Source organism: Streptomyces cyaneofuscatus, from assembly GCF_000718135.1.
Taxonomy (GTDB): Bacteria; Actinomycetota; Actinomycetes; order Streptomycetales; family Streptomycetaceae; genus Streptomyces; species Streptomyces cyaneofuscatus.
In genome coordinates this window covers 322,250-336,000 of record NZ_JOEM01000001.1, presented here as the reverse complement: position 1 = coordinate 336,000, position 13,751 = coordinate 322,250, and the positions used below count along the sequence as shown (strand labels likewise).

Below are 13,751 nucleotides of genomic sequence, written 5' to 3'. Positions count from 1 at the left end.
GCGGAAGGGCCGGTGCGGGCAGGAGAGTTCCTCCTGGCCGCACCGGCCCGCTCCCGCTGCTCCCGCTACTCCGTCCGCAGCCCGTCCGGCCGCATCAGCCGCCACAGCGAGGGCAGCGACAACGCCGTCACCAGCAGGATCAGCCCCGCCCCGGCCCCCGTCAGCGGCAGGAAGAGCCACCAGTCGGAGACGCTCTTGTGGATCATCCAGGCGAGTGTCGCGCCCAGCCCCAGTCCGCCCGCGACCGCCACCGCCAGGCCGAGGACGACGGGGACGGCGGTCTGCCAGAGGACCGACCAGCTCAGCGTCGTACGCCGGGTGCCGAAGGCGACCAGCACCGACAGCAGCCGCTTCCGCTCGCGCAACTGCTCCAGCTGGGAGACCAGCATCGAGGCGGCGATCAGCAGCAGCACCACACTCGCGCCGACCTGGAGGCCGGTCTGGATGCTGGCGTACTGCCGGTCGCGCTCCACCGAGTCGAGGGTGACGAAGCGCATGCCGGGATCGATCCGGGCCGCCGTGTTCCGTACGTGCTCGGCGACGTCCGGCACGCTCTTGTCGACCCGGATCTGGGCGGTGATCTGCGCGCCGGGCAGCGTGCTCGCGTCGATCGCGCCGGTGGTGGCCATGATCCCGTAGTGCGTGTCGCCCATCGGGTCCTTGCGGCCCTGCACGGTCGGGGAGTCGGCGGGCAGCGTCCACCGCAGCGGCTTGCCGTACCCGGAGCCGATCTCGACCACCTTGCCCTTGCGGGCGGCCTGGTCGACCCATTGGGACATGTCCTTGTCGCCCGGCGGGTGGACGACGAAGGTGTCCCCGTCCTGACAGGCGCCGATCCGGGCCAGCTCGCGCAGGGTTTCACAGGTGCCGACGGTGACGGAGGTGGTGGGCGGGACGTCGTCCTCGGCGTAGACGCCCGGCTTGGACGCGTACGCCTGCACGGAACCGATCACCACCTCCACCCCCTCGGTGGCGCGGAACTGCTCGATGGCCGCGGTGGCCGCCTCGCCCGTGACGTCCTCGGAGTACCCGGCGAACTGGGCCCGCGAGGGGTCCTGGCCGGTCATCCGGTTGAAGTCGGCGTTCATCGCGGCGAACATCATCTGGAGGGCGATCGCTCCCGCCACCGCCACCGTGACCCCGCTGACCGCGCGGGACGCGGCCCCGCTGCTCGACTGGAGCCTGCGGGTGGCGAGCTGCCAGGGCACCGGGCCGCCGCGCAGCCGGTTCACGCAGGCCTCGACCAGCCACGGCAGCAGCAGGGCGAGCCCGACCAGCACCAGCACGGCGCCCGTCGCGATCAGGTACGGATTGACGGGGGCGTAGGTGTACTCGTCGACCCGGCCCGTGAAGCCGAGCACCGCCAGACCCGCGGCCGGCATCAGCAGGCGCCACCAGAGCCGGCGGCCCCGGTCACGCCCACGCCGTACGACGCCGAGCGGTTCGATCACCACCGAGCGCATCGCGACCAGCGTGACGAGCACGGCGGTGAGCGGCACGGCGACGGTGATCAGCACACCGAGCAGAGGGTCGGGCACCAGGTCCGCCGGGAACGCGCTGACGTCCCAGATCTCCACCGCGCCGACGAACTGCCGCCCCACCAGGAAGAAGCCCAGCCCGATCAGCAGCCCGAGGACCGCGCCGAACAGCGCCTCCCCGGCGGCGATGCGCCGGGTCGAGCGGATGTCGGCGCCGACCAGGCGCAGCGCGGCGAGCCTGCGGTCGCGCCGGTCGCCGCCGAACCGTACGGCGGTGGCGATGAAGATCGCGACCGGCACCAGCAGCACGACACAGACCATGACGGTCAGCACGATCAGCAGCGGCGGCAGCGGATCGCCCGCGCGGGTGTCCCCGTACCCGGCGATCCGGTGGCCGCCCGAGGCGGGCGTCAGGGTGTCGCTGCCCGCGTAGTAGAGGAGTTCACCGGGCGAGCGCAGCCCGGCGTCTCGAATCGTGCCCGTGATCTCGTACGGCAGCCGCTCGCGCAGCAGCTCGTTCCCGGGGGCGGCGAGCAGCTCCTTCAGCGCGGGGGAGACCGCCATCTCGTCCGCCGCGGGGAAGCGGTCGAGGCCCGGCGGGCGGACAGGCGCCGTGCCGTCGGCGCGCATCAGATAGCCCTCGATGGTGCGGTCGTGGTACTCGGTGGTCGTGTTGATCCGGACCACCGAGGTGTCGGACTTCGGCGCGTTCGTGTCCGGTGAGCCGGAGATCCGCGTCTCGCTGCGCGCCTGGTCCCGCGCGGAGCGTTCGTCCAGCATGTGCGGTACGGAGGAGGCGAGCAGCAGCAGCGCGACCCCGAGGCCGACGCCGACCGCCGTCAGCAGCGTACGGATCCAGCCCTCGCGGCCCCCGGCGGCGGCGAACCGGATGCCGAGGCCGAGGTCCCGGAGGGTGGCCGCGCCCCGCGAGGGCGGCTGCGGGCGGTCCTGCCCGGCGGCCGGAGCGGTACGGGAGTCGAGCAGCGTCATACGGCGTGCTCCAGGTCACGGGCCCGGCCGTCGCGCACGGTGACGTCACGGTCGGAGTAGGCGGCGACCCGGGCCTCGTGGGTGACCAGGACGACCGCGACGTTGGAGGAGCGGGCGGCCTCGGTGAGCAGCTCCATCACCCGCTCGCCGTTGAGGGAGTCCAGGGCGCCGGTCGGCTCGTCCGCGAAGATCACCTTCGGGGAGGCCGCCAGGGCGCGGGCCACGGCGACGCGCTGGCCCTGGCCGCCGGAGACCTCGCCGGGGCGCTTGCCGGCGGTGTCCTCGACCTCCAGGCGCTCCATCCACTCCCGGGCGGTGCGCTCGGCGGCCTTGCGCTTCACCCCGTTGAGCCGCAGCGGCAGCGCGACGTTCTCCACGCAGGTCAGCTCCGGCACGAGCTGGCCGAACTGGAAGACGAAGCCGAAGTCGCTGCGGCGCAGGGCGCTGCGCTCGGCGTCCGACATCGCGGAGAGCTCGCGGCCGGCGTAGGTGATGGTGCCGGAGTCCGGGGTGATGATCCCGGCCAGACAGTGCAGCAGGGTCGACTTGCCGGAGCCGGAGGGGCCCATCACGGCGACGACCTCTCCTGGGTGCACGGAGAACGAGGCGCCGTCCAGGGCGGGCGTCGCGCCGTAGGTCTTGCGCAGGTCGTGCGCGGCGAGCAGGGAGCCTTCGGGGATCACGGGGCCACCACCTTGGCGAGCTGGCCGAGGCGGGCGGCGGTCAGTTCCAGCCATCGCAGATCGGCTTCCAGGTGAAACAGGGCGTGGTCGCAGATCAGCTGGTCGGCGAGGTCGCCCTTGCGCTTGCGGTCGGTGAGGATGCGCATCATCCGCAGGTGCTCCGAACGCTGGGAGTCCAGCAGGTCGGAGGCGCTGCGGTCGGTGAGGAGCGCCAGGACGACCTTGGTGTAGAGGGTCGACTGGAGGTACGGCTCCGGCTTCTCGGGCTGCATGAGCCAGCGCGAGACATCGGTGATCCCGGCGTCCGTGATGGCGTACCGCTTGCGCTCGGGCCCTCCTTCGCTCTCGACGCCGTCGACCTCGACGAGTCCGTTCTTCAGGAGGCGGGACATCGTCGAGTAGACCTGGCCGTAGTGGAGGGGGCGGTCCTGGCCGAACTTCTCGTCGAAGGTCCGCTTCAGGTCGTAGCCGTGGCGGGGGCCGGACTCCAGGAGCCCGAGGAGGGTGTGACCGATAGACATGGGGAGCACTGTACACGGGGTGTATACCCGGCATGTATACACGTCCGAAAGGTGCCCCTGGCCTGCGGTGCCGGTCTCCAGGGCGCCTCTGGCTTGCGGCGTGGGTCTCCGGGGCGCCTCCGGCATGCGGTGCGGGGTCTCTAGGGCTCCTCCGGCGGCCGCTTCGGAGGCCGGCCCCGGCGGGCGATCGGCGCCGCCGACCCCGGCAGCCGCCCCGCCTCCTTCAGCGCCCGGCGCAGCAGGAACTCGATCTGCGCGTTGGCGCTGCGCAGCTCGTCGGAGGCCCAGCGGGCCAGCGCGTCGTGCACCGCGGGGTCCAGCCGCAGCAGCATCTGCTTGCGCTGCTGCGGCCGGGAGGCCGGCGTCCGCCGGGGCGGCGTCTGGTCCGTCACTGGTAGAGGCTGCCCGTGTTGAGGACCGGCTGGGCCGCGCGGTCACCGCACAGCACCACCATCAGATTGCTGACCATGGCCGCCTTCCGCTCGGAGTCCAGCTCCACGATGCCCTGCTCGGCGATCCGGTCCAGGGCCATCTCGACCATGCCCACCGCGCCCTCGACGATCTGCTTGCGGGCGGCGACGACCGCGCCGGCCTGCTGGCGCTGGAGCATGGCGGAGGCGATCTCGGGGGCGTACGCGAGGTGGCTGAAGCGGGACTCGATGATCAGGACGCCCGCCGCCTTCACCCGGGCGGTCAGCTCGACGGCCAGCTTCTCGGTGATCTCCTCCGCGTTGCCGCGCAGCGAGAGGCCCTCCTCCTCGTGGGCGTCGTACGGGTACTCGATCGCGATGTGCCGGACCGCCGCCTCGGTCTGGGTGGCGACGAACTCCAGGAAGTCGTCGACCTCGAAGAGGGCCTGGGCGGTGTCCTCGACCTTCCAGACGACGATCGCGGCCAGTTCGATCGGGTTGCCGTAGGCGTCGTTGACCTTGAGGACGGCGGTCTCGTGGTTGCGGATCCGGGTGGAGATCTTCTGGCTGGAGGTCAGCGGGTTGATCCAACGCAGCCCGTCGGCGCGGATGGTGCCGACGTACCGGCCGAAGAGCTGTATCACCCGGGCCTCGCCCGGAGCGACCATCTTCACACCGCTCATGCAGAAGAACGAGGTGATCACCAGGAGCACCCCGAGGATGAGGAGCGGGACGCCGACGGCGTTGTTGCCGCCCGCCCCGATCACCCCGCCGACGATGGCGAGGCCGACCCCGGCGAACACCCCGAACACCGTCAGCAGCAGCCCCAGGCCGCCCGGGATCGAATGGGCGGTGACCTCCGTGACCTGCGGCTCGGGCATGTCGGGGGCGTCGATGTCGAGGGCGGCCGCCGATGCGTCCGGGTGGTGGCCGTCGTGCTGTGCGGTCATGGGTTCCCCCGTTCCGTGCGGCTCGTGCCGCGCTATCAATGTGATTTCACATTAACGGTTCTCGCAACCTTGCGCACCCCTGGGGAGTCGGTTCCCTAGGGAACGGGTGCTGATTGTCACGTCCGGAAAAGACCGGATCGCTTGCCTTTCGTCTCTGCCGACGGTGTTAGCTGGCAGGTCTGAACGGAATCGGGTGAACCGAGCGAGCCGGTCGAGCAGAGAAGCGGGAGCAACACAGCAATGGGTCGAGCGGATGCGCGACGAGCCCAGGCGCGAGGGTCGCGCCGGGCTGCGAAGAGCGGCGGCATACGCAGACTCTTCACGTGGAAGAAGCTGCTGGGTACGTTCTTCGGGATCGTCCTGCTGGGCATGGGCGCCTTCGGCGCGCTCTACCTGTACGTCGACGTCCCCGCCCCCAACGAGCTGGCCGAGCGGCAGAGCAACGTCTACCAGTACAGCGACGGCACCGTGCTCGCCCGGTCCAACAGCGGCGTCAACCGGCAGATCGTCGACCTGGCCCAGGTGCCCAAGGAGGTGCAGCACACCTTCGTCGCCGCGGAGAACAAGACCTTCTACGAGGACGACGGCATCGACCTCAAGGGCACGACCCGCGCGCTGCTCAACACGCTCAGCGGCAAGGGCAAGCAGGGTGGCTCGACCATCACCCAGCAGTACGTGAAGAACTACTACCTGACGCAGGACCCGACGATCACCCGCAAGCTCCAGGAGCTGGTGATCTCGCTCAAGGTCGACCAGGACCAGTCCAAGGGCCAGATCCTCGCCGGGTACATCAACACCGCCTACTACGGACGCGGCGCCAGCGGCATCCAGGCGGCCGCCCAGGCGTACTACGGCATCGACGCCAAGGACCTGAACGTCTCCCAGGGCGCCTACCTCGCCTCGCTCCTCCAGGCCCCCAGCCAGTACGACTGGGCCACCGCCACTCCCACCGGCAAGCGCCTGGTCAAGGACCGCTGGGCCTACACGCTGAAGAACATGGTCGAGATGGGCTGGCTCAGCGAGGCCGAGCGCGCGAAGCAGGAGTTCCCCAAGCCGCAGAAGCCCAAGCCCGCCCAGGGCATGGAGGGCCAGACCGGCTATCTCGTCGAGGCGGTCAACAAGGAGCTCGACAAGCAGGGCATCTCCGCCGAGGACCGTGAGGCCGGCGGCTGGACGTTCACCCTCACCGTCGACAAGAAGCGCCAGCAGCAGCTGGAGAAGTCGGTGGAGAAGGAGCTGGAGTCCAAGCTGGACCGGAAGGGCAGCAAGATCGACGCCACCGTCCAGGCCGGCGCGACCTCCGTCGACCCGAAGACCGGCAAGGTCGTCGCGCTGTACGGCGGCGAGGACTACGTCAAGCACTACATCAGCAACGCCACCCGCCAGGACTACCAGCCGGCCTCCACCTTCAAGCCGCTGGTGCTCGCAGCGGCCCTGGAGAACGAGTCGAAGACCCAGAACGGCAACCTGATCGGGCTCAACACCATCTACGACGGCACCAGCAAGCGGCCCGTCGTCGGCAGCGACACCCCCTTCGCCCCGCAGAACGAGGACGACCGGAGCTACGGCCCGATCTCCGTCCAGAAGGCCATGAACAGCTCGGTCAACTCCGTCTTCGCGCAGATGATCGTGGACGTGACGCCCGCCGCCACCAAGCGGACCGCGCTGGACCTCGGCGTACCGGACAAGAACTTCCCCGAGCGCCCCGCCGTCACCCTCGGCACCATGAACGCCTCCACCTGGGACATGGCCGGGGTCTACGCGACCCTCGACAACCACGGCCGCAAGGTCACCCCGCACATCCTCCAGTCCGCCGAGCACCGCGACCGTACGGTGAAGCCGGAGGCGCCCAAGAAGGAGCAGGTGATCAGCCGCGCGTCGGCCGACACCGTGACCTCAGCGCTCACCGGCGTCGTGAAGTCGGGCTCCGGCAGCGCGGCCAACACCTCCGCCTACCAGGCGGCGGGCAAGACGGGCACGTCGGAGGAGAACAAGTCGGCCTGGTTCGCCGGGTACACCCCCGAACTGACCACGGTCGTCGCCCTGTTCGGCGAGGGCGACGGCGGCCGCAAGCAGGTCTCCCTCACCGGTACGGCCAACTCCGGCCGGGCCAACGGCGGTGGCTTCCCGGCCCGGATCTGGGCGGACTACACCCTCGGTGCCCTGGGCGGCGGCTCGGACGCGCAGTTCGACCTCCAGGACGTGGAGCGCGGCGAGGTCCCGCCGCCGCCCACCCCGTCGAAGACGCCGTCCGAGGAGCCCACCCCGTCCGAGGAGCCCACCCCGTCGAAGACGCCGTCCAAGACCCCGAGCGAGACGCCCAGCGAGACTCCTCCGTCGTCGCCGCCGACCCCTTCGGCCCCGCCGACCATCACGCCGCCCACCGTCCCGCCGACCAAGAGCCCCGAGCTGCCGCCGCAGCCCGGGGAGAGCGACGGGCAGCCGGGCGAGCGGCCCGGCGGCGGCGGACTCCTCGGGGAGTGACCGCGCGCGTATGACCCGCGTATGACGGAGAGGGGCGGTGCCGACATCGGCACCGCCCCTCTCCACATTCATACGCGTCAGCTGCGCGTCGCCATCTCGAACCAGACGACCTTGCCCGTCGACAGCCGCGTCGCGCCCCACCGCCGGGCCAGCCGGTTCACCAGGAACAGCCCGCGCCCGCCCTCGTCCGTCTCCCGCGCCCGGCGCTGCCGGGGCAGCTGCGGGGAGTCGTCGCCCACCTCGCAGCGCAGGATGTCCGTCCGCAGCAGCCGCAGCGTCACCGGCCGCTCCGCATAGCGCACCGCGTTGGTGACGACCTCGCTGACCAGCAGCTCCACCTCGTCGGACATCTCCTCCAGGCCCCACCGGGCGAGCGCCCGCCGCGCCAGCCTGCGGGCCCGGCCCGGAGCCGCGTCCTCCGGCTCCAGATACCAGTACGCCACGTCGCTCGGCGCGATCCCGTCGAAGCGGGCGGCGAGCAGCGCGATGTCGTCGTCCCGGTCGCCCGGGCCCAGCATGTCGAGCACGTCGTCGCAGAGGGCCTCCAGCGGCGGGGAGTGATCGTCCCCGGTGAGCTGGGCGGTCGCCGCCAGGCGCTCCCGCAGCTGCTCGATCCCCGTCCACACGTCCCGCAGCCGGGACTCGACCAGCCCGTCGGTGTACAGCAGCAGCGTGGCACCGGCCGGGGCGTCCAGCTCCACGGCCTCGAAGTCGACCCCGCCCACCCCGATCGGGGCGCCCGGCGGCACCCGCAGCACCTCGGCCCGGCCGCCCAGGTGGAGCAGGACGGGCGGCGGGTGGCCGGCGTTGGCGATGGTGATCCGGTGCGCGACCGGGTCGTAGACCGCGTACAGGCAGGTCGCCATGCGGTCGCTGCCGAGGCGTTGCGCCTGCTCGTCCAGGTGGTGCAGCACCTCCTGCGGCGGCAGGTCGAGCTGGGCGAGGGTCTGGGCGGTCGTCCTCAGCTGGCCCATGATCGCGGCGGAGGTCATGGAGTGGCCCATCACATCCCCGACGACCAGCGCGACCCGGCTGCCGGGCAGCGGGATCGCGTCGTACCAGTCCCCGCCGACCCGGGCCGTCTCGGCCGCCGGGAGGTAGCGCGAGGCGAGGCGTACGCCGGTGGGCTGCGGGAGCGAGTCGGGGAGCATCGTGCGCTGGAGCTCGTCCGCGATGTAGGCCTCGCGCCCGTACAGCACGGCCTTGTCGATGCCGAGCGCGGTGTGCGTCGCCAACTGCGCGGCCACCAGCAGGTCACTGGCCTCGAACGCGGCCCGCTCGGTGGACCGTACGAAGACCGCCGCGCCGATCACCCGGCGTCTGCCGCGCAGCGGGGCGAGGATCGCCCGGTGGCCGGTGGGGACCGGACGCCCGGCGCCCAGCAGCTCGGGCAGCGCCGCCCGGGCCGCCGCCGAGTCACCGAAGACCGGCCGCACCCCGCGCAGCACCTCGGCCAGCGCTCCGCCCGCCCGCACCTCGCACAGCTCGGCGGCGGGCATCAGGTCGGCTGTCGGGTCGCTGAGCAGCGGCCGCAGCCGCTCGCTCTCCGGGCCCGCCTCGCCGCCCTCCTCGTCGGTGTGCCGGAGCCGGTCGGAGCGGCGCAGCCGCAGCACGAACGGGCTCACCGGCCGCTCGTCGCCGACCGGCAGCGGGTCGCGCAGGTAGACCAGGATCGCGTCGGAGAACGTCGGCACGCTCGCCCGGCACAGGCCCAGCACGATCTCGTCCAGGTCTATGCCGCGGGCGATGCGCCGGGTCGCGGCCCCGACGAAGCGCAGCCGGTCGCCCTCGCGGCGGGTGGCCGCCTGCGCCTCGGCGACGGCGGCCGGCCCGGGCCCGGGGTTCGGCGCGGCGGCCGGCGACGGGATCGCGGCAGCGGCGGCCGCGGCCGCCGCGTCCTGCTGCCGGGGCCGGGTGCGCTCCTGCTGCCGTGCCGCGAGAGGCTGCCGGCCTTCGTGGGAGGTGGGGTGCTCCGTCACGCGTGGGATTCCGTCCGTCCGGGCCGGTTGTATGAGGCAGTCGCCTCGTGGGGCGCCACTGTGCCCCGGCGACCGCGATGAGGACAACGGCTGTCTGCGGATGCCCTCGCACGCGGGGCCGAAACCGTGCGTCCGCGAGATGGCCGGAGGACGACGTTCCGCGCGGGCGCCGGTCTGGTCGCGGTGAGGCGGCAGCGGGCAGCGAACACGTCTCCACCCCCTCGTGGTGGTCCTGCGACCGGGCGGTCCGTCCGGGTCCGTGGCCCGTGGTGCCGCACGACCGGTGCGATGACTTGTGGTCAGATCCGGTGTGTCCCTCAGGGAGCCGGGCCTGCCGACCGGGCCCCCGGGGGGTGCGTCCAGGGTCTCACGACGGCATATGGGCAGGGGTGCGGTCCCAGTCATCCGGCAGCGGCGGAACCTGCCACCGCGGATCGGGCCGCCAGTGCTCCCAGCCGTCCCGGAACGGCGAGCCCCACCCGGTGATCACCTCGACCGCCGCCCGGCCCGCCTCCCGGACGCCCGCGGCGGTCTCCCGGTCCATCAGGCCGACGTGCTGCGCCTGCGCGAACTCGTCCTCGTCGAGCCACTTCCAGCTCCGGTCCGGGTTCACGGAGATGTCGAGAAAGTGATCCTCGGAATCCACCCCTCCGGCCCACCGCAGGTGCGGCTCCTCCAGATTCACGTACCAGTTCCGGAAGAGCCAGCCCCGGTCCCAGAACAGCCAGACCGACCAGGGGTCCCCGGGCCTGGCCAGCTTCAGCACCCCCGTGCCGAACCAGGTGGAGCGCGCGGTGGTGCGCGGCGCGGTGTAGCGGGTGGCGAGCGGCTCGGCGTGCACCTGCGTGCCGTTGGCCAGCACGGGCCGTACGCATTCGGTGCCGGGTGCCATCCAGACGGCGAGCAGCTCGGCGGTGTCCTGGACGACGGTCACCGGGCGGCAGATGTGCACGGGCGGGGCTCCGGGCGCCCGCTGGGCCCGGCCGTTGTCGCGGTAGCGCCAGAGGATCTGGTCCCCCGGCGCCCAGCGTGCGCACTCTCCCGTACCTGTCATAGATGGATCTTACGGAGCGTCCGCGCCCGCCCGCTGCGACTCAGGTCACCCGGTGTGCCCGGGCGGCCCGGGGTGGGTCACCCGGGTGCCCCCACGGGCCCCGGGTGACCCAGGCGTCACGGCCGTGTCATCCGCAACACGTCCAGCGCCTCGTCCAGTTGCTCCACGGTGAGGTCGCCGCGCTCGACATAGCCCGAGGCCAGGACGGTCTCGCGGATCGTCGTGCCGTCCTTGAGGGACTGCTTGGCGACCTTCGCCGCCTCCTCGTACCCGATGTACTTGTTGAGCGGGGTGACCACCGAGGGGGAGGACTCCGCGTAGGCGCGGGCCCGCTCCACGTTGGCGGTGATGCCGTCCACCGTGCGGTCGGCCAGCAGCCGGGAGGCGTTGGCGAGCAGCCGTACGGACTCCAGCAGGTTCTTCGCGATGACCGGGAGCATCACGTTCAGCTCGAAGTTGCCGGCCGCGCCCGCCGTGGCGACCGTGGCGTCGTTCCCGGTGACCTGGGCGGCGACCATGAGGACGGCCTCCGGGATGACCGGGTTGACCTTGCCGGGCATGATCGACGAGCCGGGCTGGAGGTCGGGGAGGTTGATCTCGGCGAGGCCGGTGCGCGGGCCGGAGGCCATCCAGCGCAGGTCGTTGGAGATCTTCGTCAGCGAGACCGCGATCGTCCGGAGCTGGCCGGAGGTCTCCACAAGACCGTCCCGGGTGCCCTGCGCCTCGAAGTGGTCGCGGGCCTCGGTCAGCGGCAGCCCGGTGGCCGAGGCGACCTCGGCGATCACGGCGGCGGAGAAGCCGGGCGGGGTGTTGATGCCGGTGCCCACCGCCGTACCGCCCAGGGGGAGTTCGGCGAGGCGGGGGAGGGAGGCCTGCAGCCGCGCCACTCCGTAGCGGATCTGGGCCGCGTAGCCGCCGAACTCCTGGCCGAGGGTGACCGGGGTGGCGTCCATCAGATGCGTACGGCCGGACTTCACGACCTCCGCGAACTCGGCCGATTTCCGCCCCAGGGATTCCGCCAGGTGGTCCAGGGCGGGGATCAGGTCGGCTGTGACGGCGGCGGTGGCCGCGATGTGGATGGAGGAGGGGAAGACGTCGTTGGACGACTGGGAGGCGTTCACATGGTCGTTGGGGTGGACCTCGCGGCCCAGGCGCTCGGTGGCGAGGGTGGCGATGACCTCGTTGGTGTTCATGTTGGACGAGGTGCCGGAGCCCGTCTGGAACACGTCCACCGGGAAGTGCTCGTCCCAGCGGCCCGACGCGACCTCCGCGGCGGCCTCCTGGATCGCGTCCGCGATGTCCGGATCCACCACCTTCAGCTCGGCGTTGACCTTGGCGGCCGCGCCCTTGATCCGGGCCAGCGCCTCGATGTGCGCCCGCTCCAGACGCTGCCCGGAGATGGGGAAGTTCTCCACCGCCCGCTGGGTCTGCGCCCGCCACTTGGCGTGGGCGGGGACCTTCACCTCACCCATCGAGTCGTGTTCGATCCGGAACCGGTCAGAGCCGGACGTATCTGCCGACGTGTCGGTCATCGTGTTTAAACCTCCTGCAAAAGATGAGCACGTGTCTTGTTCTATGTATTCCCAAGTCGCCTACCGGCCAGTAAATACCCGGGGTAACCACTCACCCGGGAGGCGCAATGAGGCGCACCAGGCTCAGACTTCGAGGGCTCCGCAGCCTTCGCCGGCTCCGCTGTACGGCCGCTGTCACCGCCGCGCTCGCGGTGGCCGCCACCACGATGGCGGTCGCCGGACCGGCCGGCGCGGCCGAGTCGGGTACCGGCACCAGCACTATCGCATCGACTCCTCTCCCGCCCGCGCTGGAAACGGTCCGAGCGGCCGAAGCCACCCGGCTGTACGGCAGCCCGGCCGAACGGCCGCTCGCCGAACGCAAGACCGGGCTGATCTCCCTGGGCGACAGCGAGATCTCCGGCGAGGGCGTCGGCACCTACGACCCCGGCACCAACGGACCGGACAACTGGTGCCACCGCTCGCCGGAGGCCGCCATCCACCGCACGGGCATCGCGGCGGACGTCACGTACAACGTCTCCTGCTCCGGCGCCTATACCGGGAACATCAAGATCGGCGGAAACAAGCAGTACGCCGACGAGCTGGTCCAGAGCGACAGCCTCGCGATCAAGGCCCGCAACACCCGGATCAAGATGGTCGTCCTGGTCGCGGGAGCCAACGACGACCTCCAGTTCGGCCCGGTCATGACGGACTGTGTGGTCCGCTACATCAGCCTCCAGGGCCCGTGCGAGCCCAAGTACGCGGGCGGCTGGCAGGCCCGCGTCGACGCCCTGGTCCCCAAAGTCGAGGCGACCGTCCGTGACCTGCGTACGGTGATGACCGACGCCGGGTACGACAACAGCGACTACAAGCTCGTCCTGATGGGCTACCCGAGCCCGATCGGCCCGGACTTCTACGACAACCCGAAGTTCCCCGGCAAGCTGATCTGCGGGGGCCTGGGCTACGACTCCGACACCGTCTGGGGCCGCAACACCGCCGTGCCCGCCTTCCAGGCCGGCATGCGCAAGGCGGCCGCCTCCACCGGAGCCGCCTACCTCGACAACTCCCGCCTCTTCCACGGCCACGAGGTGTGCAGCGAGGCCCCCTGGGCGCGCGGGCTCTACATCGACCTGAGCAAGCCCGGACTCCCGGACGAGAACTCCGTACGCCAGTCCTTCCACCCCAACGCGGCGGGCCACCGGGCCTTCGCCTCCTGCCTCACCCAGATGTACGACTCCGGGCTCCGCGAGGCGAGCTGCGCCGACCCGGCCAGCACGGGGAACCCGGTGCTGCAACGGGCGGCCTGGGACGACGTGTTCACCCCGGTGAAGAACGAGGCCACCGGCACCTGTGTGGACGTCCCCGCCTCGGTGACCCGTAACGGCACCGCGATCGGCGGCTGGGACTGCCACGGCGGCCGCAACCAGAACTGGTGGTACGACGGCGGTACGCAGACCCTGCGCACCGCGCTCAGCCACGACCGGTGCCTGGACGTGTCGGGCGCCAAGTACAACCCGGGCGCCACGCTCATCGTGTGGGACTGCGCGGGCGCGGCCAACCAGAAGTTCGTCCGCCAGGCGGGCACCATCCGCCCGGCCGCCGCTACCGGGCTCTGTCTGACGCTGGCGGGGGCCAAGGACCCGCTGAAGCTCCAGACGTGCGACGGCAGCGCGAAGCAGCGCTTCGTGTAGGAG

10 protein-coding genes are annotated in these 13,751 nt (G+C 71.7%); 2 read left to right on the top strand and 8 right to left on the bottom strand.

Annotation, left to right across the window (positions count from 1 at the left end; all coding sequences use genetic code 11):
- Positions 1-65 precede the first annotated feature (65 nt).
- From IF17_RS0101595 to IF17_RS0101575, 5 genes are all read right to left on the bottom strand, one after another.
- On the bottom strand, positions 66-2,468 hold the full coding sequence (locus IF17_RS0101595) for an ABC transporter permease (protein ID WP_030561335.1): 2,403 nt from the start codon (positions 2,466-2,468) through the stop codon (positions 66-68).
- Positions 2,465-3,151, bottom strand: a complete 687-nt coding sequence (locus IF17_RS0101590) for an ABC transporter ATP-binding protein (RefSeq protein ID WP_030561333.1) — start codon at positions 3,149-3,151, stop codon at positions 2,465-2,467. Before IF17_RS0101590 ends, IF17_RS0101595 begins: the two co-directional genes overlap by 4 nt.
- On the bottom strand, positions 3,148-3,672 hold the full coding sequence (locus IF17_RS0101585; protein ID WP_018510276.1) for a PadR family transcriptional regulator: 525 nt from the start codon (positions 3,670-3,672) through the stop codon (positions 3,148-3,150). The genes IF17_RS0101590 and IF17_RS0101585 overlap by 4 nt, the downstream gene beginning before the upstream one ends.
- 140 nt (positions 3,673-3,812) lie before the next feature.
- The gene (locus IF17_RS0101580; protein ID WP_030561331.1) at positions 3,813-4,064 is read right to left on the bottom strand and encodes a type II toxin-antitoxin system antitoxin; all 252 of its coding nucleotides are present in this window, start codon (positions 4,062-4,064) and stop codon (positions 3,813-3,815) included.
- Positions 4,061-5,032, bottom strand: a complete 972-nt coding sequence (locus IF17_RS0101575) for an SPFH domain-containing protein (RefSeq protein ID WP_030561329.1) — start codon at positions 5,030-5,032, stop codon at positions 4,061-4,063. Before IF17_RS0101575 ends, IF17_RS0101580 begins: the two co-directional genes overlap by 4 nt.
- Positions 5,033-5,272: 240 nt before the next feature.
- Between IF17_RS0101575 and IF17_RS0101570 the strand changes: the two genes are divergently transcribed.
- Positions 5,273-7,516, top strand: a complete 2,244-nt coding sequence (locus IF17_RS0101570) for a transglycosylase domain-containing protein (RefSeq protein WP_030561327.1) — start codon at positions 5,273-5,275, stop codon at positions 7,514-7,516.
- A 77-nt stretch (positions 7,517-7,593) separates the two neighbouring features.
- On the opposite strand, the gene IF17_RS0101565 is transcribed toward IF17_RS0101570, so the two are convergent.
- The 3 genes from IF17_RS0101565 to IF17_RS0101555 form a co-directional block, all read right to left on the bottom strand.
- Positions 7,594-9,495: a SpoIIE family protein phosphatase gene (locus IF17_RS0101565; protein ID WP_030561324.1), complete on the bottom strand. Its 1,902-nt coding sequence runs from the start codon at positions 9,493-9,495 to the stop codon at positions 7,594-7,596.
- A 367-nt stretch (positions 9,496-9,862) separates the two neighbouring features.
- Entirely contained in the window at positions 9,863-10,549 is a 687-nt protein-coding gene (fomD, locus tag IF17_RS0101560) for a cytidylyl-2-hydroxypropylphosphonate hydrolase (protein WP_030561322.1), read from the bottom strand.
- 116 nt (positions 10,550-10,665) lie between these two features.
- Positions 10,666-12,081, bottom strand: a complete 1,416-nt coding sequence (locus IF17_RS0101555; RefSeq protein WP_030561321.1) for a class II fumarate hydratase — start codon at positions 12,079-12,081, stop codon at positions 10,666-10,668.
- A 107-nt stretch (positions 12,082-12,188) separates the two neighbouring features.
- Here IF17_RS0101555 and IF17_RS0101550 point away from each other — a divergent pair, with 107 nt between their 5' ends.
- A complete protein-coding gene (locus IF17_RS0101550) occupies positions 12,189-13,748 on the top strand; it encodes a ricin-type beta-trefoil lectin domain protein (RefSeq protein ID WP_030561319.1) in 1,560 nt (519 codons plus the stop codon).
- Positions 13,749-13,751 lie beyond the last annotated feature (3 nt).